Origin of the sequence: Brevibacillus sp. MS2.2 (genome assembly GCF_013284345.1) — a bacterium.
In the GTDB taxonomy this organism is placed as follows: Bacteria; Bacillota; Bacilli; order Brevibacillales; family Brevibacillaceae; genus Brevibacillus; species Brevibacillus brevis_C.
The window spans coordinates 82,464-108,733 of record NZ_JABSUZ010000005.1; the positions used below are offsets into that span (position 1 = coordinate 82,464).

Genomic DNA, 26,270 nt, shown 5'->3' on the forward strand with positions numbered 1-26,270 from the left:
ATGTCTATCGAGCTTTTCGTGCTGCGATTGTAATACCAGCTCCTGACAAAGCTTCTCGGATGCTCTGCGCGAACTCCAACGCATGGGCACCGTCGCCGTGAATACAAATGGAATCGGCCTGAATCGGGATATCCACGCCTTGCTGGGTCAAGACAAGTCCTTCACTTACCATACGAATGACTTGCTGAAGAGATTGCTGTTGGTCTGTAATCATCGCATTCGGCTGACTGCGCGGTGTCAGTGTGCCATCCTGCTGATATGTACGGTCGGCAAACACTTCGTGAGCCGTAGCAAGACCGATTTTTTCCCCAGCACGCGTCAATTCACTTCCGGCCAAGCCATACAGTATCAGTTCCGGATTTACTTTGTAAATGGCCAAGGCGATAGACTCGGCCAGAGCGGGTCTTGTGGCTGCCATATTGTACAAGGCCCCATGTGGCTTCACATGATGCATGACGCCCCCTTCTGCCCGTACAAACGCTTGCAAAGCGCCGATTTGATACACGACTAGATCGTAGGCTTCTTCAGGGGAAATCTCCATGTTGCGGCGACCGAAACCGATCAAATCAGCGAATCCAGGGTGGGCACCGATTGCCACACCTGCCTCTACTGCCATTCTTACTGTTTTTCTCATCGTTGCAGGATCGCCAGCATGGAAACCACATGCCACATTTACAGAGGTGATATAGGACAAAATTTCTTGATCGTTGCCCAACTGATAGGCGCCAAAGCTCTCTCCCATATCACAGTTTAGATCTACTGTTTTCATCTTTTTACCTCCATCCCACGGTTACTTCTATACCAAGCTTGATCGCCTTCATCAATGAATCCCTCTCGATAAGCGCCTTTTGAGCATCACGCAGAGAAATTTCTTGAAAGTGAATCTTTTCGCCTGGCCGCAACTGGGCGACGATCGGCAAATCTATAGTCGGCACATAGCCTATCTTCGGATAACCGCCAATGGTTTGTCTGTCTGCCATCAGGATAATAGGTTGACCGTTTGGTGGAACCTGTATCGTACCAATGGTGACCGCAGCCGAGATCAGTTCCATTGACTGCGTAAGTTCGAGCGCCGGTCCTGTTAAACGATACCCCATCCTGTCTGATTGAGTAGACACTTGAAAGGTTTGTTCGAAAAAGCTTTGACGACTCTCTTCTGTAAAATCTGCGAATTGCTCCCCTTGTATCACCCGTACAACCGCTTCTCCATTTTTGACAAACGTATTAGAAGGAATAAACCAATTCGTTTGATAGAAGGGAGCTGCTCCTGCTTTTTTTTCCAATTGGTTAGCGAGAAATTGACTGAATGAACCTGGAGAGCTTTGAACTAGCTTATCTCCTGCCGCAAGCATTCTACCCGCAAAGCCTCCGAAGCTTGCACGGAGATTCGTACTGCGACTTCCCATCACAAGTGGCACATCCCATCCGCCTGCGACTGCGAGATAGGCGCGACAGCCTTCCTTGGCCAGGCCAAACTTCAAGATGCTTCCACTCCTGATCCAGACTGCTCGATTGGGTAAGACGGATCTATCATTGATCGTGACTTTGAAGTCACCACCACAAATGGCAATTAGCATGTCCTTATGGAACAATAAGCTTGGACCTCTCATCGTCAGCTCCAGAACCGCATCCGTTTGTTGATTGCCAACTAACATGTTCGCAATCTGTACAGCTTGCTTGTCCATCACCCCGCTGACACTGACCCCATACTGCTGAAAGCCAAATCTACCTGTATCTTGAACAGTCGTGCAAAGTCCTGGCGTAATCACCTCTATACTCACTTAGTACACCTTCTCCCCGTTTTCGTATTCCCGCTCGGAGATAGGACGGAAGCGAACTTTATCACCAGCGCACAAGAGACTTGGAGAGCTTTCACCTGCCTGAAATAAGCGCAGTGGTGTTCTTCCGATAATTTGCCACCCACCTGGGCTCTCTATCGAATAAATACCTGTTTGCAATCCTCCGATCCCTACACTCCCCATTGGAATAGATAGCCGTGGCGAGGAACGTCGCGGCGTGGCCAGTCGCTCATCCATTCCACCGAGATACGGAAAGCCGGGAGCAAATCCGATCATGTACACCAGGTACTCTGTTGTCGAATGGATCGAAATCACTTCTTCTATACTAAGACCATTTTGTTTGGCGACTACCTCCAGATCTGGACCAAAGTTCCCACCATAACAAACCGGGATTTCTACCAGTCTGTACTCTTTAGAGTGAGTGTTGGAGATTTGCTGCGACATTTGCTCAAGAATAGCAACGGCACGATCGTATGGCAAAATATCATCAAGTGGATCGAAAAGAGTAATCGGATCGTAATAGACTGTAACAGTCGTAAAGCCAGGTACAGATTCGATCATACCGGGGAAAGGATGCTCCTGTAGGTATTCACAGAATAGGATGACCTGCTCATGGGTCAGTTGATCGATAACCTCTCCTAGTTTGACCATGACACCCGAGTCCCCAAGAGGAGAGAATTCATATCTAGGCAACGTTTTTCCCTCCATTTTCGAATATCGGCACTGCCACATGAATGGAAGGGAGGAGGGTTTCTCCTCCTTCTCAGCTAATTTGTCCGCCTTCCATGACAATATCCCGATCATTAGATATGGTCGTCTCGATTGCCAATCGCAAGCCTTTTACAATGGTTTCTAATGCCATGCTTGGCTGCCCTGCTTGCCTTGCAGCCTGTTCAGGCAAATAAGGGATATGGATGAACCCTCCGCGTACGGAAGCTTTTTTCTCAGCAAGGTAATGCATCAATCCATAAAAAAGATGGTTGCACACATAGGTACCGGCCGTCTGCGATATAGAAGCCGGAATTCCTTGTTGTTTTAACTCATGTACAATCGCTTTGATTGGCAATGTAGACCAGTAGCCAGTAGGACCGTTTTCCCTGATCGGTGTGTCAATCGGCTGATTTCCTTCATTATCCGGGATTCGAGCATCATTGACGTTAATGGCTACACGCTCAACCGCAATATCTCCTCGTCCACCTGCCTGACCGATACATAACACGATGTCCGGATTCGTTTCTTCTATTGCTGTGTACAAATGTTCAATAGATTTTTCAAAAACCGTAGGAATTTGGCGCAGCTCTACTTTATACAAATCAGACTCGATTTTTCCCAGCTCTTTTACCGATTCCCAAGCAGGGTTAACCGTTTCTCCACCAAAAGGATCAAACCCTGTTACTAAAATGGTCTTCATGATTGTCTCCTCCGATCCGCATCGGTCTTATTCGTGAAAGTCGAATATGGTCTTGTCCATACTGTCGAGAAACACGCCGTGGGCTAGATGCCACACACTCCATGACAGCACGATTGAAAACCTTATGTGTTTCTATGCAATCTCGCAATGCTCCTCCCGCGACCGTCTCATCAGCCGCTTCCGTTATTAAATCAAGCGTCACCCATTCAGGAAAACGAGAGAGCAAGGAAGGAGAGGTTCTGTTCGGCTTTGTAGGCCAACGATAAAACAAGAAATCTTGATCTGTAGGCAATGGGAAAATGGCGGGCTCCCAGTTATGTCCATACCGAATGTAGCGCTCGATAAAGCGTTTATTTTTGTTCCAAAGACGCGGATGATGTCTCAGCCCTTCCTCGGCTGCCTTTTGAATCGTATCAAGAGCGACAGCATGATGAGGATAGTCAGATCGCTCCATCTCGCGGCCAATTCCGTAAAAGAGTGAAATCGGCATCCAATAAGATACAGGGAATCTCGGCGGGCTATTGTACCCTGCGAATGGTTGTGTCCATTCATGCGAAGGGATTCCGTGATCATCGATGATCACATCCGGCAACCAGCGATAAAACAGTTGGGGAACTACCCGCGATTCGCCAAAAACACTCGGCTGAAAACGGTGATTGGTATATTCTAATCCAACGGCATTATAACGGGCAGCATGATGCTTCCAAAATGGATTATCCTTGACGAGCTCTTGATGAAGTGCGACCCCATCCGGATTGGCAAATGGAATCACGACCAGATTGAAACGAGTAAGCCACTCCATTCTTTCGGTTAGGAGCTCTGCCACCAGCTCACGTGCAGCAGGCATGCTGGAAACCTCGTTTGGATGATGTCCGGTTTCGAGCAAAATGGTTGGTTTATACAGAGATAGCTTGTGAGCTGATACGTATTTGGAAATCTGGGGTGCTGTTACCTCCACCGCAAAAATCGGCCGTCCTTCAAACGATTTCTCTACTTCCCACATATGTACAGACGGATGTGTAGCCAGCTCTGCCCATTCGCCCATATCTGGATGATGGTTTCGGTGTAGATCAGGAAGCTTCCGTTCTTCGATGCTGGTACTCTTTTCGTTCGTTCTCAGGATGCGAGCTTTTACAGGAGCAGATTGCTCTGCCTCGAAGTATAAATGAGTCGTTTTGATAGAGAAAGCTTGTTCTTCTTTATATTCTTTTACGCGAATGGTTGCCTCTGGAGAGCTGGCTGGCTTGACCTTTACAAATGGTCGCACCGCCCCAGGAGAATTCCACGCCACTCCCGTTTTTCTTTCACCCAAATACGCATAGTAGTCCAGCGTATAAAAATAAATATCTTCATGCAACGCTTCTAACGACGATATTGTTTCTTCGTCTATGTCTAGCCGTTCTTCCTGTTCACTCATAGTGACGGTTACCTCTATCGAATGAAAGAGCGGAATGTTTCCTTGATACGGCTCATTTTGTTTACATAACAATTCTTCTGTCAACTCAGGTAAAAATTGCTGCGTATAGAATTGCCAAAACCTCTCTCGATCCGTAGGAACCAAGAATTGTTCTTTTGTTGTTTCATAGGAGAAGAAGAGCCCTGACGTAGTTGGATAAGCTCGACTTTGCTCGTCAGCATACGGCACTGTAGATACAGGTACATCCAAATTCCATGTACCTAAGTGCGCAAATCCGACTCCCCAAGCCTCGACTTGGTAAGTAGTCGGTAGGTTCTCATCCATCACGAATGATATTTGCGCCAAAGACAAGCCCAATTCTTTTTCCAACAACTGATCAACGGGGTATAATTCTTGAAGCCATCGATGAGAAAGCTCCATCCCGCCTTCTCTTTCTTCTCGTTGGAAAGAGATCAAAATTCGTTCTACTCGTTCCCCTCGTACAAGAGACGGCAAAATCGTTTCTTTTATCCAGCACAAACCTGGTTTAAAAGCAGAGTGAATATGTACCGTATTATCGTTATCCGGAAGCAGCTCCGTGATTGCGCTCTTCCAGCATCGCTCCAACGCACGTCGAATTTCTTTTGGTTCGGACAAAAAAGCGGTGACCGCAAGCGGAGACGATAAGCACCCGGCCGTCTCCTTTTGACTAGCAATCGCGATTAACTGCTCATGAAACAACTGTTCTATCTCATTTCGTTCGCCCTGGTCTTTCCATGTTTTCTCTATAAATAGGGGGAATTCCTTCTCTTTTGGCTCGTCTGATTCTTCCCATGTACCAAAAGTCCCCCCGAGTCGGTGCGAAGTGGCAGTCCCGAAATAATCAAGCGCCGCAACTATCGCTTGTCCTCCCCCTGAAAGCTGGATGATTCTTGTTGTCTTTTCTCTAGGGTCCGGGATTACTTCGACCACTCCACTTGCAAGAGGTGCTTCACCATTCATGTGTAAGGAAAAAGTGAGCTCCGCAATCCGATTTGCTTCTCCTGTGAGCGGGAAATGTATCCCGGTCGAGGCTAGACCAATCCGAGCTGCAAAGCGGGCGGCAGACATAACCGCCTCTACAGTATGGATTCCTGTAAAAAATACATCTGTCCGACTCGTTAAATCCGTACGCCCCGCTTGATAGAACCCTGCCGTTGTCCATAGCTCTGTCAGACTATCAAGTGGAGTTGGTCTCTCTACGTTAGGACTTCCCTCATGCGAGCTCATCATCGCGTACTGGGGTATCGCAATCTGACAGACAGGTGAAGCATCCGCACGAACATATAGTTGAACCTCCTGTAAAGAACAACGAATCCTTTCAATGTCACCGAGTGAAGCCGTTGCATGTACTCCATCTGTCCAATATGCCGCCATCCAGCGCAGTAATCGGCTAAGACTCTCCTCGCTTCCACCAACGAAAGCAATTCGATTGTTCCCTCGATCGAGAGTGCATGACGCCTCATCTACGTCGCAAGATGGCTCGATACATACTGTACACAGCCACTCACCGCTTTTCGTGCTGCTAGCAACCATCGGTGAATCTTCCATACGAATGGAAGGCAGATCCAGCTCACTTGTTTCAAGGCCTAATCGGGCACAAAAATCAATGAATCCTTCTACGACGATTCCCGTTTGAAAACAGAAGGAAACAGACAATGAATCAGCTACACCGTCATTGTTTCGGTCCGCAACTAACCCTTTCGTTGTAAAAATATCACCTAGCCCTCTCATTGGTTAGCCCCCTTACACGCGCAGATTTGGATCTAGCTCATCACGCAGCCAATCGCCCAGCAGGTTAATTCCAAACACCGTAATCATAATGGCGATGCCAGGGAAAGTAGCAACCCACCATGCCGTCTCCAGATAGTTGCGACCGTCTGCCAGCATGCCGCCCCATGTAGGAATCGAAGGGTCTACACCCAATCCAATAAACGTCAACGATGCTTCCAACAAAATGTTGGTGGCTACATTTAACGTTGCCAATACGATGATCGAAGAAGAAACGTTTGGCAGGACATGTTTTCTGATGATCCGAAAATTCGTAGCCCCGATTGCTTTGGCAGCCTGGACGTATTCCATTTCTTTTACACTCATGACCTGTCCTCGAACCAGTCGCGCAAAGCCTACCCAGTTACTGATCCCCAGAACAAGTATGAGCTTCCATAGACCTGCCCCAAAGACCGTCATGACAATAATCGCAAACAAAATGAAAGGGAATGCCAACTGTACATCTGCCAAGCGCATTAACAAATCATCTACCCAGCGCCCGTAAAAGCCTGCGATGAGGCCCAGAATCACCCCGATAACTAAGGAAATCAATACGGATACGACACCAACCAATAACGATATTCGCGCTCCGTAAATGATCCGGCTCAGTAAGTCACGTCCTACCTGATCCGTACCTAACAAATACTCGGACTTCCCCGTATCGTCCATCCACGAGGGAGCAACCAACCGTGCACGCAAATCAGCTTTATCAGGAGTGGATGGCGCAATTACCGGTGCAAAAAGTGCGGATATGACGGCAAGCATAAGCAAGAACATCCCCGTCATTGCCCACGGATTTCGAACGAATCTTCTGCCCATTTTGCTCCATTTTCCACGTTTTTTGATTGGTGGATTGGTCTGATTGTTTGTAACTGTCGCTGTCGTCATTCGCTTTTTCCTCCTCCCTGCCTAATACGTGGATCAATAAAGCCATAACTGATATCAACCAACAGGTTCACGAAGATCATCAAAAAAGACAAGATAATCACAGAGCCTTGAATCACTGGAAAATCACGTTGCGATATCGCATCAATCAGCATACGCCCGATACCTGGCCATGAAAAAACTTGCTCAATAATCACGGTACCACCCAACAACGTTCCAAATTGCAATCCAATAAAGGTTACCGTTGGGATTAATGCGTTTCGTAAGCCATGCTTGATGATGACAAGCCATTCCTTGATCCCTTTGGAACGGGCCGTATTGATATATTGCTGATTCATTACCTCCAGCATGGAAGAGCGAACTAATCGAGCTAAAATTCCTGACAAGATGAGTCCGAGTGCAACGGAAGGCAGAACCAAATACTCCAGACCTTCATAACCAGAAGCAGGAAACCAGCCCAGCTTAACGGCAAATATGATGATTAACATAATCCCTAACCAAAAGTTAGGAAAAGAGATTCCTAGCAATGAAAAAATACGTCCGAAAAAGTCAGCTACGCTGCCTCTGTAAACAGCGGAAATGATCCCTACTGGAATCGCAATCAACAGGGCGACAAACATTCCCCCGAAGGCAAGCAGCAAAGTTGCTCCCATCTTCTCTTTCATCATGTCGATCACGCTCTCACCCGTTCGGAAAGACGTGCCAAAATTACCGGTAAACATATCTTTTAAATAAAGCCCGAACTGTACATGAACGGGCTCGTCCAGACCGAGATTTTTCCGAAGCTCAGTAATTGCCTCTTTGGTAGGCTCACCTGCTTGAAACATGATCGATACTGGGTCACCAGTCATTCGTACCAGGACAAAAATGACAAGAGTAATAGCAAGAACGACAAAAACACTATGTAGTAGACGTCTAATTAAAAAGGCTGCCATCCCGCTCCTCCTTTATCAAAAGTGAAGGGAATAGAAGAGACATCTTCTACTCCCCTGTTCAAAACATTCTTATTCAACCGATGCTTCGCGTAAATCGATACGTTCATCTGCCGGAGGTTGGAAGCCTTTTACTCGTTTGTTTACAGCCCACAGGTTGATCGTTTGATAGAGCGGTACATCTGGGACTAGCTCATACAGGCGTTGATTCAGTTCTTTAAATGCTGCCAGACGCTTTTCCTGGTCAAATGTGGAGCGTTCTGCTTTCAAGAGCTCCTCTACTTTTTCGTCATAGAAATCAGGGTTCCAGAACTCGCCTTTGTGATACATCAGATAGGCAGTATTATCAAAGTCGAGCGTCCATCCACCCCAGCCATTCCGGTACATATGTCCTGCTTTTCCGTTCGGAATGAGGTCAGAAGTAAATGTGGAGGCGTCCACCAGATTCAGCTTCACCTTGAGACCGACTTGGCCTAATTGCATTTCGATCGCTTGCGCTACCTCTTTAAACGTAGCATCTGTACCAGGGAGGAAGAGATCAAGCTCAGTTCCTTCCTTTACGCCTGCTTCTGCGAGCAGTTGTTTTGCTTTTTCCGGATCATAATTACGTAATGGCAGGTTAGGATCATAGCCGAAAGACATATCGCTTTGGAATGAATTGACACGCTTACCATATCCGCCGAGCAGCGTTTCGATAATCAAGTCTGCATCAATCGCGTAAGCAATCGCTTCACGGACTTTTACATTGTCGACTGGCTTCATCGATGTATTGAAACGAATCGAATAAACGGTGGGCGACCCGACTTGCATCAGTTCAAGATCAGACATGCCCTTGATGGATTCTGTTTGGCTAATCTCGACTTTTTTCATAATGTCGATGGCACCTGTTTGCATTTCCGCTAGACGTGTAGTCGCTTCTGGAATAAAACGGAACGTTACTTTTTCCAGCTTCGGTTGACCTTGCTTCCAATAGTTTTCATTTTTCACCAGTACAACCTTGTTATCTTTTTCATAGCTATCCATTTTGAAAGGACCCGTACCTACTGGATGCGTGTTAAAGTACTCGTCCCCTTTTTCCTTGTAATACTTAGGCGGAACGATCACACCGCCATAACCTGCCAGCTTTGTAAGGAGTACAGGATCTTTTTCCTTGAGAATCATATTGACTGTAAACTCATCTACCACTTCTACACGGTCAATCGACGCATAGTTCGCTTGCTGTGGTCCTTTTTTCCCTTCTTCACCAAGCAGGCGATCAAATGTAAATTTCACTGCTTCCGCGTTGAATGGCTCGCCGTTGTGGAAGGTAACTCCTTGACGAAGTTTAAATTGAAGGGTCTTGTCATCCTTGAACTCCCACGATTCAGCGAGTCCTGGCTGGATTTTCAAGTCAGTGGTACGCTCGACTAAGCCTTCAAATACAGATGTTGCTACCGTACTCCAATCAAGCAAAAACGTATCAATCGGATCCCAAGAGTGCGGATCTCCATTCACACCAAGTGTAAGTTCATTTTTTGCCGGAGCTTGCGCTTCTGTCTTAGATTGCGGATTTGCCTGTGTGCCAGTGTCAGCCGGCTTACTCGAACATCCGCCTATAGCAGCAGCTAGCACGAGTAATGCGGAGCAAGCGGTGATACCTACTTTCTTTTTCAAAACAAGTCCCCCTTTTCTTTTCGTTCTGGAATTCATGTTGAAAAAATATGATAGACCGTCATTTGTTCCTATTGGTTATACAAATGACAGGCAACATATCGACCATCGCCCATCGATTGAAATTCGGGCTTGTCCGTTTTGCAAATTTCCATACAATCCGGACAACGGGTATGAAACGTGCAACCACTCGGAGGATTCGCAGGACTCGGTACATCTCCAGTCAAGATGATGCGCTCACGCTTCGTTTTTGGCTTGGCAATCGGAACTGCTGACAGTAATGAGCGCGTATAAGGATGCAGCGGCTCTTCATATAGCGCATTTTTGGGTGCCAGCTCAACCATCCGTCCCAAATACATCACGCCGATCCTGTCGCAAAAATGCTTCACGACACTCAAGTTGTGAGAGATGAATATGTAAGTGAGTCCGTATTGCTTTTGCAAATCTCTCATCAGGTTCAATACCTGGGATTGAATCGATACATCGAGCGCAGATACTGGCTCATCTGCCACAATCAGCTTGGGATTTAGTGCTAGTGCACGTGCAATGCCGATCCGCTGTCGCTGACCACCACTAAACTCATGAGGGAAACGCTCTGAATTTTCCGATTTCAAACCGACAACCTGCATCAATTCCGCTACTTTTGCCTTGCGTTCTTTTGCAGTTTCATACAGTTCGAATATGATCATTGGCTCCTCTATGATCTCCCCTACTGTCATTCGCGGATTGAGGGATGCGAACGGGTCTTGGAAAATGATTTGCAAATCCTTTCGCTTCATCCTCATCTCATATGGGGAAAGTGCCGCTAAATTCTCTCCTTGAAAAATCACTTCGCCACCCGTAGGCTCGAGCAATCGTAGAATGGCTCTGCCTGTGGTTGACTTCCCGCAACCGGATTCACCTACAATTCCGAGCGTCTCCCCTGTTGCAACGGTAAAAGAGAGATCGTCAACAGCTTTGACGTGATTCGTTACCTTCTTCAATAATCCACTGCGAATCGGAAAGTATTTTTTTAACCCTCTCACCTCAAGCAAGGGCTTACATTCTGACTTTTCCAAAAGATTCACATCCTTTCCGCTTACTCATTCAGCCAGCATCTGCTTTTTGTACCATCATTCAAATCGAATAACGGTGGTGCTTGCTCGTAGCATTTGTCAATCGCCTTCTGGCAACGTTCAGCAAAACGGCAGCCTGGGGGCATCTGACCTGGACTCGGAACGGTCCCGCCAATCGTAAACAAGTACTCCTGCTCTGTGTCCATATCCGGGATCGAGCCCAACAAACCAACCGTGTACGGATGCTTTGGAGTGGCAAATAGCTTTTCGACCTCGGCTTCCTCGACGACTTGCCCCGCATACATGACAACCACCCGATCACACATCTCTGCTACCACACCAAGATCGTGCGTGATCAGCATGATGGTCATCTCGCTCTTCTGCTGTAGCTCTCTCATCAGGTCAAGAATCTGCGCCTGAATGGTCACGTCTAGTGCAGTCGTAGGCTCATCTGCAACCAATAGAGATGGACTACAGGACATTGCCATCGCGATCATCACACGCTGCCTCATCCCGCCAGATAGCTGATGCGGATACTCATCAACGATTTCTTCCGCTCTCGGAATCCCGACCAGCTTCAGCATTTGGATCGCATGCTCTTTGGCTTGTTTTTTGTTCATACTTGTATGATTCAAGACGAGCTCCATGATCTGCGCCCCGATTGTATAAACCGGATTGAGTGAGGTCATCGGTTCTTGAAAAATCATCGCGATCTCTTTTCCTCGGACCTTCCTCATCTGATCCTTGGAAAAGGCAACCAGATTTTCACCGTTGTACAGGATCTCTCCTCCGGTGATTCGCGCGGTTCTCGGCAGAAGCCCCATGATGGATAGGGAGGTGACACTTTTTCCACAACCCGACTCCCCTACGATGCCAATCGTCTCCCCTTTGTTGATTTGAAAACTAACACCATCCAAAACGGTAATTTCTCCATTATCGGTTCGGAATCTCGTCTGAAGATTTTTGATTTCCAGCATCAAAGTCCCGCCTTTGCATCTGAATATCCCAGCTTGCTCATGATTTGATTCGCTACTGCTTTTGTCTCCTGTACCAAATACTCCAATCGATCTTGCTGGAAGCGTGATGTAGCTCCAGCCAAGCTCAATCCAGCTATGACTTGTCCCGTAAAATCTCGAATAGGTACAGCAATGGCTGCGGAATCCGGCTCCAATTCACCGTAGCTGACTGTATAGCCATTTTCACGTGCATCGTGAATCCATTGCCATAGCAGATCTTTGTCTGTATTGGTGTCTGGTGAGATTTTCTTCATGACTACCCGGTTCAACAATTCTTCGATCTCTTGATCCGGCAGAAATGAGAGTAAAATGCGCGGGCATGCCCCTGCGTACAACGGTGATTTTCTACCTACCTGCGTATATACACGAACATACTGGCGGGTATCGACTTTTTCGATGTAAACCCCTTCGTCTTGATCACGAATAATCAGGTTGACTGCCTCATCCACCGTATCCCGCAGCTGCTGCATATACGGGAGCGCGATTTTCCTGATCTCCAGCCGTTGAGCAACAATGTTCCCAAACTCCAGCAGCTTCAATCCCAATTGGTATTTAGGCGGATTATGAGTGGTCGTTTTGGAGACAAAGCCGCGCATTTCGAGCGTCTGAAGAATTCGAAACACCGTACTCTTCGGCATATCCGACAACTCGACAAGCTCAGCCAGGCTTAATTCACTGTTTTGGATAAAATATTCTAAAAACTCTAGCGTTTTTAACACACTTCGGTTTGCCGTTTTTTCTGTTTTGTCCATTTTCATCACCATTCAATTGTCCCAAAATACGGAACGTTATTTTGTATTTTGGCATGACACAATATTAAATGAATTCAGTTATTTCCGTCAATACATTTTTCCCCCTTAGCTATTAGGTTGTTCTACCTACTGGCTCGGGGGTAATTTGTACGTAAGGTTTTAGTGAATATTCTTTTTCTTAAACCGTCCACCAGAAACATCGTGAATATGACCAATCGCCAAAAATGCAGAGGAATCGATTTCCTCCACGATGGATTTCAGCTTCGCTTCTTCCAATCGGGTAATGACACAGAAGATGACTTTTTTGACGTCTCCCGAGTAGCCACCTTCTCCATTCAAATAGGTAATTCCCCGCCCCAATCTCGCGGTTAACGCATCGCCAATTTCGTCTGGATAATCACTGATGATCCAGACTGATCTTGATTGCTCGAGCCCGACCATGGTAATATCGATCATTTTATAAGCGATGTAGTAAGCAATTAACGAGTACATAGCCCGGTCCCACCCAAAAATGAAGCCAGCACTGCCTAAAATAAAGATGTTAAAAAACATGACCATTTCGCCGACCGAAAACGGACTTTTCCTCGTCATCAGGATCGCAACAATTTCCGTTCCATCCAAGGAACCGCCCGCGCGAATGACAAGTCCGACACCGATGCCGATGATGATCCCACCAAAAACGGCAGAGAGAAGCAAATCGTCCGTCAAGCTAGGAACATGATGGAGGTAGCTCGTCCCCAACGACATCACGACCACACCGAACAGCGTAGAGATGGCGAATGTCTTGCCAATTTGCTTGTAGCCAATAAGTAAAAAGGGCAGGTTCAGCAGGAATAAAAATAATCCGAGTGCTCCTCCCGTCAGCTTTGAGGCCATAATGGAAACACCGGTTACACCACCGTCAATGATGTTGTTTGGAACCAGAAAGATTTCCAGTCCAACTGCCACCAACAAAGCTCCAATGATGATTCCGAGAGTTCTCAGTACGATCCTTCTTTTTTTCGTCCGCTTATGAGTGATCGGAGCAATTGCTTTTGCATCCATTTTGATCATCCTTAGCCGTTTTTTTCTTACCACTTCATCTTTCCCTGGTAGCAAAAAAAATAGCCAGCCAGGATTTCTCCCAGCCGACCTCTTCATATCCTTTAGCCCCAAACCGCAATGGAAATAATGCCAATCGTGATCATCAAAGACATAGACAGACGCCATACGCGTTGTCGTTCCTTTAGCAAAAAGACCCCGAGCAGCGTACCAAAAACCGTACTTACCTCACGAATGGGGGCAATGGCTGCCAGTGGTGCCAATGTCATGGCAAACAAAAACAACAAATACGAGCCTGGTGAAAGGACGGCACCAAGTACAATCGTTCGCCAGTTTTTTTGCCACTCACGGCGGATAAGTCCCTTTTTCCAAACAAAGCCCCCGGCGACAATCAGACAGGCAAAGTTGGTGATTTCCAATAAAGCCAATGGAGATAATTGTTGTACGATTTGCTTGTCGGTTAACGTGTACCCTGTAATGCAGAGCCCAACAGCAAAAGCGTATCGCAGGGCGAGCGGATTTATTGGTTGAGCTTGACGATCTGTGCCAATCATTCCACTAATGGCGAAGACTCCGATCACGATGCAAATGACCCCCAGCCATCCCGGTACAGATAAATACTCTTGAAAGAAAATGGCGCTAAAAAACGGAATGAGAAGCGTCCCCGTCCCCCTCATGATAGGGTAAACCTGAGAGATATCCCCGTATGTATACGCCTTTGAAACCAACAAGGTATAGCATCCTTGAAAGAAAAAGGACATAAACAGAAAAAGAACCAGAGACCATGTCAGTTGTACGTGCATCAATTCCCAAATGAGAACAGGCAAGAGGATCACGGTTGTTGGTAATGTAATCAACCAAAGAAACGCCATTTTGTTCTCACTTTTTTTCGTGAACAGGTTCCAGACTGCGTGCGCAAGGCCAGACGATAGTACGAGCAGAATCGAAATCGATAACATGTGTGCCCCTTCTCTCTCTTGTTGTACAAATACAACGAAAGACAATAAAACACATTGCGTTTCGTTGCCTTTCATTCGACGTGTTCAGTATACACCCAGTCCCCGCAAAAATTAAGCATTGTTTCTGCTTATGGCCCAAACCATTTTATTGATGCTGCGAACACACGCATCTTTTTCCATTCTCCGCATTTTGGGTTATAATGGAGGGATGACACTTCGTTCGGAGGATCTGACTACATGTTGCAAAGAGAGTTGACTCGGGAACAAGCGATACAGGTAGGCGAGCAAATCCTAATTGCCGTCGAAGGACACATCATTGAACGGGGCTATACGTACTTTTCTGATGGCGTCGTCTTCAATACACGCGTAGAACAAGGCCAATATTTGATGAGTGATGTTCAAGGTTCCGAGGTGTATCATGTTCGCCTCGATATGGAAATGGTTCAAAACAGTACCTGTACCTGCCCTTATTCGCGCATTTGCAAGCATATTGCTGCTACTTTTTTTCAGATGTACAGTGTGTTCGAGAATCCTCGCACATTTTTGACCCGCTCCCAACAACCAAGACGAGCTACTTTTTCTCCTCATCTGCTGATTCCTGCTTATAAATATAGCCATACCGCTCCTGCTCAGCAGGATACAGCGTCTGTTTCCTCTCCGCTTACCGCAAATAGCTCCGTCAAAGAATGGTGGGCATTTTTTGAGAGCTGGACACGCAACCTGTTTGCGGCCATGGAATCGTATCGAGCTTCCTCTGAGTTATTATCGAGCTATCAGAATGTGCTGAGTGTTGCTGCCTCGTGGCCGAAAGATCGCGCACAACTTTTTGTCATTCATGCCAATCTGTTTCATCTCATGAAGCTTACACAATACGTGAAAACGTACCGCCAATCATACTGGTTCCTGGATTTGGTTCAGACAGCCGAGCGGCTATTGGATCAATTAGAAGGGACATTGTACTTCGCAGATATCCCTGCTCTCTTGACTGACCACCAGGATGCCATCGTAGATACTCTTCAACTGACAAAGCAATTGAAAGAAAACGAAGCCACCTCCCTCTACTGGATTTTCGCCTATCAAATGTTATGGTGGATGCTATTGAAGAAGCCGGAGTGGATGCAAGAGGAGATCCATGTACTGGATCAGCTTATCAACGACGAAAACAGTTCTGCCGCCGAAAAGGAAAAAGGGCTGCTGCTCCGCGCCCACTTTCATGTGATGGAAAAAGAAGATGAAGCTGCTCTACAAATCTGGAAAAGAATGAGCCGTTTGAACCTATCCTTCTACTTGTCCTATATGAAATCATTCGCACGCAATGGCGAATGGCAACGATTTCTCGATTGGACTGCTTCCTTGACGTCCTTAATCGGTCAAGCCGAGACACAACAATACCGTCTCGTTATCGCCATTTGGCAGGAAGCGATGGAGCAAGTGGGACGATCAGCCGAGTGCGGCGCCAAGCTAAAGCAGTTCTTACCAAGCAGTTACCACGAATATGCCGCCTATTTATATGACGAACGACAGTTTCAGCAATGGATTGATTTGCAAATGTCATTTCAAGTGCCCATGGCAGATATCTCGATCGTGCAGGTGAAAGAAATCGAGGAAGCCGAGCCGACTCTGCTCTTCCCTTTTTATTTGCGTGAGGTAAACAGACTGATTGCGGAACGTAATCGAACGGCCTACAAAGAAGCGATCAAGCTCATGAAAAAGGTAAGGACGATTTACAACAGAGCAAACCAAGATCCGCGCTGGGAACGATACGTGGAACAATTATCTGCCAAACATAATCGGTTACGTGCTTTTCAAGAAGAGCTAAGGAGAGGAAATTTCAACTTATGAATACCGTCACTACATTGGTTCTAGACGGAGAGCTTTTGGCAGACGGACAATTCTTGATTACTGGCAAAGACACGCAAGGAGCAGTGATCGATCCAGAAGAATTGGCAGGAACACTTTTTGCGTGGGATGAGTCCTCCTATTACGGAACCTTCCTCGACAAAAACGAGCATGGCGTATTGCTCAGCCCTGCCAAGGCCCTCTCCTTTTTCGTCTCCCCCCAATGGCTTTTGCATCGGACCTATTCATCCAGCAAGTCATTTGAACAATATACGCATGTAGCGAGAATGATCCGGGATACGCTCGCACAAGGCTCTATTGCCCCTGATTTTTCTTCCTGGAAAAAAGGACAAATAGGCTGGAGAGCCATGCATACTCCCGGCGATTTTCCAGAGTACGGACACAGGTGGCTATCGCTCGTCGTAGAGGAATCCTTGCAGGGCACTGGTGAGATTGGACGAAAGTGGGAGCAGCTATTGACGCAATACCCGGCTCTGTACGTCATGGGCTCCGAGCTTTCTCCACACCTTCAGGAACAGGAATGGTTGCAATCGATAGGCTGGCTGCCAGATACGACACCGTTTCGCACATGTTTGCAAATCGTCGAAGCCGAGGAGCATCCCAATGACTGGCAACTCCAAGTGTATTTGCAGAATCGTGAAGAGCCAGATCAGTTATTTCTCATTGAGCCACACCAGTTGACGGCTGAGGGAGTAGCTACCGCACGCATCCCTGCTGACTGGCGTGAACACTGGAATCGTTTTCTCACGGACCTCGCCAAATGCAAGGAGATTCTCCCGTGGCAAAAAGACATCCAGGAGAATCAAAGCCGTTTTCTCACCCGACTGACGAACGAGCAAGCGTGGATCTTTTTGACGTCGAGCAGTTTGCAGTTGGTGCAAGCCGGTATTCATGTCTTTCTACCAGCATGGTGGGAACAAGTACGCCGAGTAAAACCGAAGCTAAAAGCCAAAATTACAACCTCTGTCGGGGCTAGCCGACAATCCTTCCTGGGTGTCTCCCAGCTCATGGATTTTGAATGGAAGCTCGCCTTGGGACCTGTGGAGCTCAGCGAAGAGGAATTTGAGGAACTCATTAAACAAAAGCAGCGCCTGCTGAAAATTCGCGGGCATTGGGTGCAATTGACTCCCGATTTATTCTTGCAGTTGCAAGAAGCACTCAAGAAAAACAAAGCGAAAAACGGCATGTCCCTACGTGATGTCATGAGAATGCACCTCGCCCCTACTGTAGAGGTGGAGGAGCTACCCGATGATGAGTTCGATTTCGATACTTCTTTAACGGTTGAAGTTCAGCTAAACCAGCATTTGCGAGAGCTGTTGAATCAATTGCAAGAAACGAAGCGCATCCCGATCATGGAGCAGCCATCTACTTTTCACGGGACGTTACGCCATTATCAGCTGGAGGGCAGTTCGTGGCTGTTCTTTTTACGCCGCTTTGGGCTGGGAGCTTGTCTGGCCGATGACATGGGATTGGGAAAAACGGTTCAATTTATTACGTATTTGCTTCATGTCAAACAACATGGCCCAGCCAATACCCCTTCTCTCTTAATCTGCCCGACCTCCGTCATAGGCAACTGGCAAAAAGAGCTGAAGCGCTTTGCCCCCTCTCTTCAAGTAATGATTCATTATGGCAATGATCGCCAAAAGAAGGAGGCGTTTTTGCCAGCGATCAAGGGAGCGGATCTGGTGATTACCTCCTACGCCCTGTCCCATTTGGATGAGCAAGAGCTAGGAATGATTACATGGGATACGATTTGTCTCGACGAGGCGCAAAATATTAAAAACGCCTATACAAAGCAAGCATCCGCTGTGCGCGATTTGAAAGCATGGCACCGGATCGCTCTCACAGGCACTCCGATCGAAAATCGTCTGAGTGAGCTCTGGTCTATTTTTGATTTCTTGAATCCTGGTTACTTGGGAAGTCTCGGGGAATTTACCCAGCGCTTTGTCCATCCCATCGAACGCGACCAAGACCAGCAACTCATCAATCAGGTGCAACGACTCATTCAGCCTTTCCTGCTCCGTCGCGTGAAAACAGATCCGAACATTCAGCTCGATTTGCCGGATAAGAATGAGAGCAAGGAATATGTACCGCTGACTACCGAGCAAGGCGCACTTTATGAGACAGCGATTCAGGATATGTTTGATCGTATGGAAAAAGCCTCCCCTATGGAGCGGCGCGGTCTGATTCTAACGACACTGACACGTCTGAAGCAATTGTGTGACCATCCTGCCCTCATTTTGAATGAAATCTCAACAACGGATGAAGCCAGTCGCTCACACAAATTGGAAAGACTGCTGGAACTGGTGGAGGATATTCGCCAAAAGAAAGAGCGTTGCCTGATTTTTACCCAGTACATCGAAATGGGCAATTTGCTCCAACGAGTGCTGACACGAGAAGGCTATGGACCTGTCTACTTCCTAAATGGAGCCACGAAGAAAGAAAAACGCGATGAGATGATCGCTCGTTTTCAAGACCAGACACTTCCGGACGATGAACGCGGAGCCATCTTCATTCTTTCCTTGCGCGCGGGTGGAACCGGCTTGAACTTGACGGAAGCCAACCATGTCATTCACGTAGATCGCTGGTGGAATCCTGCGGTAGAAAATCAGGCCACTGACCGGGCCCATCGCATAGGACAGCAGCGCAATGTTCACGTGTACAAATTCATCTCGCTCGGGACGATTGAGGAACGCATTGATGAAATGATGGAGAGAAAGCTATCGTTGAGCCAGCAAATTGTCGGGACGGGCGAAAGCTGGATCACGGAGCTATCAACAGAAGAGCTGCGGGACTTGTTTACCCTGCGTCATGATTGGCTAGACACGAAAGGATAGGTGGAGAATGGAGCGAGTGCAGCAAAACGACAGCAATTCCACTATGCGCCATGCTACAGAAGAGCCCAAGCTGCCCGAGGCATGGCTGCGTTTTTTGGAAGCTGTTCAACAACAATTTTCCGATAACCAAACAAAGAAAGAGTAAGGATGAAAAACCCAAGGCCTGATCACGTTATGGATCAAGCCTTGGGTTTGATTTTCCTAGTGGAAAGGAAACCTCCACTGTCGTCCCTTTATTCGGGGTACTCGAAAAATGGATATACCCGTCGTGTGCTTGAATGATTTTATAACATATCATGAGTCCTAGCCCGGTCCCTTTTTCCTTTGTACTATAAAAAGGCTCGCCTAGTCGTTTCAGCCGTTCTTCCGCCATACCGCAGCCTTGATCAATGATTCGAATCATTACTTGCTCGTTTTCTTTACGCCCAGCCACGATGTGAATCGTGCCACCATCTTGCATCGAGTCAACGGCGTTTGACAGAAGGTTCATGAAAAGCTGCTGAATTTGATTCTGATCGCACCAAATCACGGTCCCTTCCACTTCCTTGACATCTAGCGCCAGATGATGACACTCTAGCTTCACTTGCATCAATCGGGTAACCTGTCGCAGCAAACTCGCTAGATTTTTTGCTTCATACGGTTCTGTGCACTCTCTTGATAAAAAGACGTATTCTCGCAAGACACTCTCTAATTGGTGAAATTCAGCCTGCATAATATCAAAATATTCTCTCTTCCATTGATCTCGACGGAGCAATTGTACGAAGCCCTTGATAGAAGTTACCGGGTTTCGTATTTCGTGTGCAACCCCGGCAGCCATTTGCCCTATGACGGAGAGCTTGTCTATTTTTTGTAAAAACTCTTCTGTTTGCACGTGCTTCGTGTGATTTCGAATGATAAAGATGACTTGGTTCGCCTCATGTTCTTCATGAATCACCGGAGTGCCTTTTGCCTCCAGCGTGATCTTTTTGCCATTCCGGTCCGGGCAAGTAAATGTAATGAGACGAGGCTGCTTCTTTACCGTGATCTGACGAATCGTTTGCATAACAAGCCTGCCCGTTTCCAATGGTAGTACAGCTAGCAGGTGTCGATTCACAACTTCATCAGGAGCGATCTCCAGAACGGATTGAACGGATGGCGAAATATACGTAATGATCCCCTGACTATTGATGATCACGATAATATCGGACAAGTTTTCTGCAATCATTCGATATGTCGATTCATTCTCATGTTGCTGCTTGCGAAGAACTTCTCCTCGCTCACTCTGATCCATTTCGTATGTATCTAAAGCTCGGTGTTGTCCACCATTGAGTAGTAGAAATGCACTGTTCCTAAACCTTTCCTCACGCTTCAACACACGAGCCAAGTCTTCGGCAGGCATGGGCTCACTAAACCAAAATCCTTGAGCAGAATCACAGCCAAGCTGCCAAAGAAAATCCAGTTGCTCTTGCGTCTCTACACCTTCTGCCGTTACTTGCACGCCAAGACTTCGTGCCATCGCCATGACGGTTTTGATAACGGTCGCCTGTGTGACATCACTCATGCATTCCCTTACACAGGATTGATCGATTTTTATTTTGTTCATGGCAAAGCGAGATAGATGTTGAATGCTGCTATAGCCCTTCCCAAAATCATCCAAGCTGATTTTTACCCCGATTCTTTTTAGTTCTGCTAAAATTTCGATGGTTCGCTCCCCATCTCTCGCAGAATCCTCGGTAAATTCCAGCTCCAAATAGTGAGGCCGCAGGTTCGTTTCTTCTAAGATCGCTTGAATCCGGCTACCCAACTGATCCGATTCCAGGGTATACGATGACAGATTCACGCATATCACAAGAGGTGGTAGTCCAGCGTCCTGCCAAGCTTTGTTTTGCTTGCAAGCCGTTCTGATCACCCATTCCTCTACCAAAAGAATCAACCCGCTCATTTCTGCTAACCAAAATACCCATTCCGGGGGCAGTAGCCCTCTTTGATGATGGTTCCATCTTACCAGAGCTTCTGCTCCGATTATTTTGCCTGTCCTCAGGTCGTAGAGTGGTTGATAATAAAGGCTAAGCTGCTGATTGACAACCGCTTGATGAAAATCTCGAACGTAGCGATCCAGTTCCTTTTGGTTCATTGTCTGTATACGAACCACGCCTTCCTGGAAATCATTCTGATTTTTCCAACTTTACCCCTGACTCTACTTTATAGGAAGAGGCTAGCCCATGTCCATACGTCTACTGTGTATAGAAAAAACCCTCCACAAAGGAAGGGTCAGCTACGCACGAATTCTCATCAGAGCGCGCTCTTCTTCTTTTATCCGCGGACAGGTATAGCAATACTTTTGCTCCCCCGTCTTATAATACAAACAGCATTGATTCTTAATCCGGACTTTCGCTTGGGGGTCACGCATATCCTCGATCCACCGCACACCCACGCGAAATGGATTTTTTTGCAATCCAAAGCTCTCGCCTTCCAACTGATTACAGAGGAAATCGTAATCAGCCTTCACTTGTTGCTTGATGCTATCCTGTTCTACCAACGCCACAAAAGCATCCGTATGGTAATTGAACTTGGTTGGGAACTGTCCCCAGAGCATCGCTTCTGGGTTTCCCGTTACCTTTGCAAGAGTCGTAAGCAACGGGTGAAGGAAGTCTTGAAAATACGCACGATAGCATTCCTTCAGCCAGATTGAGCGCTCCGCTTCGCTCGTAGGCGCTTCTACGATCTCATACGCCGGGAGCACAAAGACGAATTGCGGATAATCATCCTCGTAAAACAATTCAATCGTCATATTATCCAGTGTCATGGTAAGTGCACGGTTCCAGACAGAGATCATATACGATAGACCGAGAGAAGGGCTCGTGAGCCAACTGCTGATGTAAGTACCAGCAGCAGTCAGCTCATGTGCCTTGATTAGCGGAGCATAGATTTGTACGAGCTCATTCATATGTGTCGGGTCTACCAAATCTCTTGCCTTCATCGAAAATAAGGCATTGGGTCTCGGTTTTGAAGAAATATCAAACCGTTGGGCGATAAAATCGTCATCCCACTCTAGCATCATGATCTCCCTCCCTATTCATTATCAAGAAAAAACGCTGTTTGACTGGTCGAGGTACGTACCGAACTGTGCTTGATACAGTCTGCTGTAGATGCCTTCACGAGCCAAGAGCTGATCATGACTTCCTTGCTCCGTAATGCCTTGTTCCGTTACAACGATGATTCGATCTGCATTTTTAATGGTAGCCAATCTGTGGGCGATCACCAATGTCGTACGGCCTTTGGACAGTTCCTGCAAGGACTGCTGGATCGCCGCCTCCGTTTCGGTATCAAGTGCAGAGGTAGCTTCATCCAAAATCAGGATCGGCGGGTTTTTCAAGAACATGCGCGCAATCGCCAGTCTTTGTTTTTGACCACCGGACAATTTGACTCCGCGTTCACCAATAATCGTCTCCAGACCAGCAGGCTGAGAACGGATAAACTCCTCTAGTTTAGCCAGACGCGCTGCCTCCCAGATCTCTTCCTCTGAAGCGTTTAGTTTTCCATACATGATATTTTCGCGAATCGTCCCTGAAAAGAGGAACACATCTTGCTGAACGATTCCGATTTGGCTACGCAATGACGTTAACGTGATTTGGCGGATATCCATTCCATCAATGGAGATGCTGCCCCCGCCGATCTCATAAAATCTCGGCAAGAGACTGCACAACGTGGTTTTTCCTGCTCCAGAAGGGCCTACAAACGCAATGGTCTCGCCCGCCCGGATGTTCAAATCAATATTTTGCAAAACAGAAGACTCTTGGTCGTAGCTAAACGAAACATTCTTGTACGAGATATCGCCCTTCAGCGACTCTACCTGGATCGCATCTGGAGCATCCGCAATATCCGGTGCTGTGTCCATGATTTCGATGTAGCGTTTGAAGCCGGCAATCCCTTTTGGATAGCTCTCGATAATCGCATTAATTTTCTCCAAGGGACGGAAAAATACATTTGTTAACAGTAAGAAAGCGACAAATTCACCGTAGGTCAATTCCCCTTGAATAACAAACCAGCTACCGCAAATCAGGACAAACAAATTGACTAAACGCATCAGGACGTAACTGACAGAAATATTTTGGGCCATGATTTTATAGGACAACAGCTTCGTGAGCCGGAAACGCTGGTTGTTCTCTGCGAATCTTTTGTTTTCAAATTTCTCGTTGGCAAAAGCTTGTACGACGCGCATTCCGCCTACGTTGTCCTCAACACGTGCGTTGAAATCCGCCATGTCGCCATATAGGCGATGGAACGCTCCCGTCATTTTACGGTTGAAGTGAACGACGAAGAATATCAAGAGCGGAATCACCAAAAACGTAAGCAGCGCCATTTCTTCATTAATATTGAACATCAGGAGAAAAGCACCGATCAGCGTCATCACGGCGATAAACAAATCTTCCGGACCGTGGTGAGCGACCTCCCCGATCTCCATCAAGTCATTCGTTAGACGAGATAGCAGATGCCCCGTCTTGGTATTATCGAAAAAGCGGAAAGAGAGCTTTTGAATATGGTCGTACAGCTTCTTCCGCATATCCGTCTCGATATTAATTCCAAGCATATGTCCCCAGTAGGTGACGACATAGTTCATCCCGGCGTTAAGACCATACAAAGCCAAAAGTCCAATGCACGCCCACACGATCATATTCCAATCCTTGCTCGGAAGTAGTTGATCGACAACCATGTTCACTGCAAGCGGAAATCCCAGCTCCAACAAGGCAACGAATACTGCACACGTGAAGTCGAGGATAAATAATCCACGATAAGGCCGATAGTAAGAAAAAAATCTGCGAAGCATTGAAGCAGCAACTCCTCTCTCTCAAGAACAACATCAATCAAGCATTTGATTTTGAAAATCATTTTCATTATATATGGATTTGTCTTTTATATCGATGTTTTATTGGAATTTTTTTCTTCGCGGAGCACATTGGCAGAAAAAAACGGTTCGAACCTCCTTATCCATCAAGGAATGAGAGGCTCGAACCAGTATTTCCCTCAGCGTAAATCTTGATACTGAGATTGTGTGCTGTAAATAGATCAACATCTTTTACACGATTCATGATGTTTTGAACCCATTCTTTACAGTTGCTTACACTAGGTACATCTCGTGTGCTCATTAACGCATGTAAAGTTTGGTTGTTTTTATTAAACTTGCTTTTTGGTATTATAATATTTTTGGGTATTTTTTACATTATTCCCTTACCGGATTCTTAGAATATTCTTCAATTCTCTGCATATCACCATTGGAAGTTATTTTAACATTGATTAGATATGATTCTTGGGCTTTTGTATTTCTGACTTTTGTCATATATGTCCCATGTGAGAAATTGTAAGTAGGCTCATCTGTCCTTAAGCTCTCAATTGGTAAATTATACTTCTCACTTACATACTCTGTTGCATAGTTAATAGCCAATGCCCTGTCTCCAGATGTTCCATAAAATATAGTGTAAAGGTTCCAAACTAATATAATACCAAGTACACTAACTACACTCCAAATCATCTTTTTTTTAATGATGAATGCCCTCCATCTATATGGAATGATAAGGAGCAGAAACACCTGCTCCTTATTTAAATGACTCATGAAACTTCTAAAGATACCATAGTAATAATTGGCTTGTTTGTTATGTAGTCAATGTACAATTCTTTCGACCAATCCCAAGTCCCATCCGTGTATCCAATTCCATTGTCTTGAATATAGAGATATTTATCGGTTCCATCTTCTAGATACCCAACACCAACAGTCCAATGGTAGTCGTAGGCGTACTCAGCATCTGGTTCGAAAAACGTGAAGTACTGATCAAATTTTACTGCAAGTGGGCGACTTCTACCAATTTCATACTTGTAAGTAGAAAAACTATTAAACGAGTCTGTTGACACAGTATGAGTGTGACCTCGGTTTATGTAACTTTTCAACCCACTACGCACATTTGAAACTGACATGCCATATGACTTTCCGCCATGATACTTGTAAACAGCATTTATCATCTCAGTTCTGGTGAAATAATCTAAACCATCTATTGTGTCAAATCCTTTTTTGTTACGCCAGTACTCAGCTATTGCAGCAATTGTTGCAGGCCCACATGAACTTGCTGGGTTATTTACTCCATCTTCCCATTGAGTGAACCTTGTTACGTTAAGATAGTCTTCGTCTACTCTTAAGGTACTTACATCACTAGCTTCTTCTGACGTATAACTTTTCCAAATAGACTTTGCCTCTCTGTTCTTCGGGATTGTAAATTCAATGTCCTGTTCCTTCTTCTGTAGTCCTTTGTTGATTTTTTTAACCAACCTACTACCATCATTAGATTTTAGGATTGAAGTGTTTCCCAAAAAGTAATATTTTTCATCATCTTCTAATTCTTGCAGTTTAATCTTTCCTTTTCCAGCAGCAAACACTGGAGAGTATTCAGTGTTTGCTGAAACAATAAAGAAATAACTTTCTTCATTTTCTAACTCATAATAATATCCGATATGCTCATCGTTGGTGTCATAAAGTTCAACAACATCCTGCTTGTCCTCAAGGCTAACATCAAATTTGAATTTCTTGATGTAATCCTTGACTATCTCATCTGCAACTTCTTCTGAAACGTATGTATCATCTTCATTAGCATATGCCCCAGATGAAAAAAATAGTAGAGAAACTGCAAAAAGCAACCAAGAAAATCTCTTAACCATTACCAGCACTCCCTTTTTTTACTATATTATATAATATTCAGAATATTCGTCAATATTTCCTAGTATGATGTTGTATATTATAGAAAAGTGTCGGGAGATACATTGTTTGTATTTACATTAAAATCCTGAATTCATTTTATGCTTATAAAACGTCTATACCCTATTAACGTTTTGCTTTACTGAT

The 26,270-nt window shown here is 46.0% G+C and carries 21 protein-coding genes; 3 read left to right on the forward strand and 18 right to left on the reverse strand.

Annotated elements, in window-relative coordinates; all coding sequences use genetic code 11:
• Window positions 1–4: 4 nt before the first annotated feature.
• The 13 genes from HP568_RS06005 to HP568_RS06065 all read right to left on the reverse strand — a co-directional run bounded on the left by HP568_RS06005 (window position 5) and on the right by HP568_RS06065 (window position 14,705).
• On the reverse strand, window positions 5–769 hold the full coding sequence (locus HP568_RS06005; RefSeq protein ID WP_173628612.1) for a LamB/YcsF family protein: 765 nt from the start codon (window positions 767–769) through the stop codon (window positions 5–7).
• 4 nt (window positions 770–773) lie between these two features.
• A complete protein-coding gene (locus HP568_RS06010) occupies window positions 774–1,781 on the reverse strand; it encodes a 5-oxoprolinase subunit C family protein (RefSeq protein ID WP_173628613.1) in 1,008 nt (335 codons plus the stop codon).
• Complete coding sequence (gene pxpB / locus HP568_RS06015) at window positions 1,782–2,531, reverse strand: 5-oxoprolinase subunit PxpB (RefSeq protein WP_048032786.1); 750 nt, start codon at window positions 2,529–2,531, stop codon at window positions 1,782–1,784.
• A 31-nt stretch (window positions 2,532–2,562) separates the two neighbouring features.
• Window positions 2,563–3,210 (reverse strand): pyroglutamyl-peptidase I, encoded by a 648-nt coding sequence (gene pcp / locus HP568_RS06020; RefSeq protein WP_173628614.1) that lies wholly within the window; start codon window positions 3,208–3,210, stop codon window positions 2,563–2,565.
• Entirely contained in the window at window positions 3,182–6,379 is a 3,198-nt protein-coding gene (locus tag HP568_RS06025) for a M14 family metallopeptidase (protein ID WP_173628615.1), read from the reverse strand. Before HP568_RS06025 ends, pcp begins: the two co-directional genes overlap by 29 nt.
• A 12-nt stretch (window positions 6,380–6,391) precedes the next feature.
• Window positions 6,392–7,303, reverse strand: coding sequence for an ABC transporter permease (locus HP568_RS06030; protein WP_173628616.1), 912 nt, complete (start codon window positions 7,301–7,303; stop codon window positions 6,392–6,394).
• Complete coding sequence (nikB, locus tag HP568_RS06035; RefSeq protein ID WP_048032782.1) at window positions 7,300–8,235, reverse strand: nickel ABC transporter permease; 936 nt, start codon at window positions 8,233–8,235, stop codon at window positions 7,300–7,302. The genes HP568_RS06030 and nikB overlap by 4 nt, the downstream gene beginning before the upstream one ends.
• 69 nt (window positions 8,236–8,304) lie before the next feature.
• Complete coding sequence (locus tag HP568_RS06040; protein WP_173628617.1) at window positions 8,305–9,885, reverse strand: ABC transporter substrate-binding protein; 1,581 nt, start codon at window positions 9,883–9,885, stop codon at window positions 8,305–8,307.
• A gap of 68 nt (window positions 9,886–9,953) precedes the next feature.
• Window positions 9,954–10,940 (reverse strand): ABC transporter ATP-binding protein, encoded by a 987-nt coding sequence (locus HP568_RS06045; RefSeq protein WP_173628618.1) that lies wholly within the window; start codon window positions 10,938–10,940, stop codon window positions 9,954–9,956.
• 20 nt (window positions 10,941–10,960) lie between these two features.
• The gene (locus tag HP568_RS06050) at window positions 10,961–11,914 is read right to left on the reverse strand and encodes an ABC transporter ATP-binding protein (RefSeq protein WP_173628619.1); all 954 of its coding nucleotides are present in this window, start codon (window positions 11,912–11,914) and stop codon (window positions 10,961–10,963) included.
• On the reverse strand, window positions 11,914–12,705 hold the full coding sequence (locus HP568_RS06055; protein WP_254551048.1) for an IclR family transcriptional regulator: 792 nt from the start codon (window positions 12,703–12,705) through the stop codon (window positions 11,914–11,916). The genes HP568_RS06050 and HP568_RS06055 overlap by 1 nt, the downstream gene beginning before the upstream one ends.
• A gap of 159 nt (window positions 12,706–12,864) precedes the next feature.
• Window positions 12,865–13,749, reverse strand: coding sequence for a YitT family protein (locus HP568_RS06060; protein ID WP_048035802.1), 885 nt, complete (start codon window positions 13,747–13,749; stop codon window positions 12,865–12,867).
• Between the two features lie 101 nt (window positions 13,750–13,850).
• Entirely contained in the window at window positions 13,851–14,705 is an 855-nt protein-coding gene (locus HP568_RS06065) for a DMT family transporter (RefSeq protein WP_173628621.1), read from the reverse strand.
• 237 nt (window positions 14,706–14,942) lie between these two features.
• On the opposite strand from HP568_RS06065, the gene HP568_RS06070 reads away from it, so the two are divergent.
• The 3 genes from HP568_RS06070 to HP568_RS06080 are packed head-to-tail and all read left to right on the forward strand — an operon-like array spanning window position 14,943 to window position 19,547.
• Entirely contained in the window at window positions 14,943–16,547 is a 1,605-nt protein-coding gene (locus tag HP568_RS06070; protein ID WP_173628622.1) for an SWIM zinc finger family protein, read from the forward strand.
• Window positions 16,544–19,402 (forward strand): DEAD/DEAH box helicase, encoded by a 2,859-nt coding sequence (locus tag HP568_RS06075; protein ID WP_173628623.1) that lies wholly within the window; start codon window positions 16,544–16,546, stop codon window positions 19,400–19,402. The genes HP568_RS06070 and HP568_RS06075 overlap by 4 nt, the downstream gene beginning before the upstream one ends.
• A gap of 7 nt (window positions 19,403–19,409) precedes the next feature.
• Window positions 19,410–19,547, forward strand: a complete 138-nt coding sequence (locus tag HP568_RS06080; protein WP_173628624.1) for a hypothetical protein — start codon at window positions 19,410–19,412, stop codon at window positions 19,545–19,547.
• 27 nt (window positions 19,548–19,574) lie between these two features.
• Here the strand turns inward: HP568_RS06080 and HP568_RS06085 are convergent, their stop codons facing one another.
• The 5 genes from HP568_RS06085 to HP568_RS06105 all read right to left on the reverse strand — a co-directional run bounded on the left by HP568_RS06085 (window position 19,575) and on the right by HP568_RS06105 (window position 26,086).
• Window positions 19,575–21,515 carry an EAL domain-containing protein gene (locus tag HP568_RS06085; RefSeq protein ID WP_173628625.1) on the reverse strand — a complete coding sequence of 647 codons (1,941 nt, stop codon included), beginning with the start codon at window positions 21,513–21,515 and terminating at the stop codon, window positions 19,575–19,577.
• A gap of 141 nt (window positions 21,516–21,656) precedes the next feature.
• Window positions 21,657–22,442, reverse strand: coding sequence for a Fe-S oxidoreductase (locus HP568_RS06090; RefSeq protein ID WP_235617686.1), 786 nt, complete (start codon window positions 22,440–22,442; stop codon window positions 21,657–21,659).
• Between the two features lie 21 nt (window positions 22,443–22,463).
• Entirely contained in the window at window positions 22,464–24,209 is a 1,746-nt protein-coding gene (locus HP568_RS06095) for an ABC transporter ATP-binding protein (protein ID WP_173628626.1), read from the reverse strand.
• Window positions 24,210–24,602: 393 nt separating this feature from the next.
• Window positions 24,603–24,911, reverse strand: a complete 309-nt coding sequence (locus tag HP568_RS06100; RefSeq protein WP_217366434.1) for a YfjL-like protein — start codon at window positions 24,909–24,911, stop codon at window positions 24,603–24,605.
• A 77-nt stretch (window positions 24,912–24,988) separates the two neighbouring features.
• Window positions 24,989–26,086, reverse strand: a complete 1,098-nt coding sequence (locus HP568_RS06105; protein ID WP_173628628.1) for a C39 family peptidase — start codon at window positions 26,084–26,086, stop codon at window positions 24,989–24,991.
• Window positions 26,087–26,270: the final 184 nt, after the last annotated feature.

Bases quoted from the DNA above. Each gene is read 5' to 3' on its own strand.
- HP568_RS06070 (WP_173628622.1), top strand. From the start codon at position 14,943: ATGTTGCAAAGAGAGTTGACTCGGGAACAAGCGATACAGGTAGGCGAG.
- HP568_RS06060 (WP_048035802.1), bottom strand. From the start codon at position 13,749: ATGGATGCAAAAGCAATTGCTCCGATCACTCATAAGCGGACGAAAAAA.
- HP568_RS06090 (WP_235617686.1), bottom strand. From the start codon at position 22,442: ATGATGCTAGAGTGGGATGACGATTTTATCGCCCAACGGTTTGATATT.
- HP568_RS06005 (WP_173628612.1), bottom strand. From the start codon at position 769: ATGAAAACAGTAGATCTAAACTGTGATATGGGAGAGAGCTTTGGCGCC.
- HP568_RS06065 (WP_173628621.1), bottom strand. From the start codon at position 14,705: ATGTTATCGATTTCGATTCTGCTCGTACTATCGTCTGGCCTTGCGCAC.
- HP568_RS06075 (WP_173628623.1), top strand. From the start codon at position 16,544: ATGAATACCGTCACTACATTGGTTCTAGACGGAGAGCTTTTGGCAGAC.
- HP568_RS06100 (WP_217366434.1), bottom strand. From the start codon at position 24,911: ATGATTTGGAGTGTAGTTAGTGTACTTGGTATTATATTAGTTTGGAAC.
- HP568_RS06050 (WP_173628619.1), bottom strand. From the start codon at position 11,914: ATGCTGGAAATCAAAAATCTTCAGACGAGATTCCGAACCGATAATGGA.
- HP568_RS06025 (WP_173628615.1), bottom strand. From the start codon at position 6,379: ATGAGAGGGCTAGGTGATATTTTTACAACGAAAGGGTTAGTTGCGGAC.
- HP568_RS06030 (WP_173628616.1), bottom strand. From the start codon at position 7,303: ATGACGACAGCGACAGTTACAAACAATCAGACCAATCCACCAATCAAA.
- nikB (WP_048032782.1), bottom strand. From the start codon at position 8,235: ATGGCAGCCTTTTTAATTAGACGTCTACTACATAGTGTTTTTGTCGTT.
- HP568_RS06085 (WP_173628625.1), bottom strand. From the start codon at position 21,515: ATGAACCAAAAGGAACTGGATCGCTACGTTCGAGATTTTCATCAAGCG.
- HP568_RS06080 (WP_173628624.1), top strand. From the start codon at position 19,410: ATGGAGCGAGTGCAGCAAAACGACAGCAATTCCACTATGCGCCATGCT.
- pcp (WP_173628614.1), bottom strand. From the start codon at position 3,210: ATGAAGACCATTTTAGTAACAGGGTTTGATCCTTTTGGTGGAGAAACG.
- pxpB (WP_048032786.1), bottom strand. From the start codon at position 2,531: ATGTGGCAGTGCCGATATTCGAAAATGGAGGGAAAAACGTTGCCTAGA.
- HP568_RS06105 (WP_173628628.1), bottom strand. From the start codon at position 26,086: ATGGTTAAGAGATTTTCTTGGTTGCTTTTTGCAGTTTCTCTACTATTT.
- HP568_RS06095 (WP_173628626.1), bottom strand. From the start codon at position 24,209: ATGCTTCGCAGATTTTTTTCTTACTATCGGCCTTATCGTGGATTATTT.
- HP568_RS06055 (WP_254551048.1), bottom strand. From the start codon at position 12,705: ATGGACAAAACAGAAAAAACGGCAAACCGAAGTGTGTTAAAAACGCTA.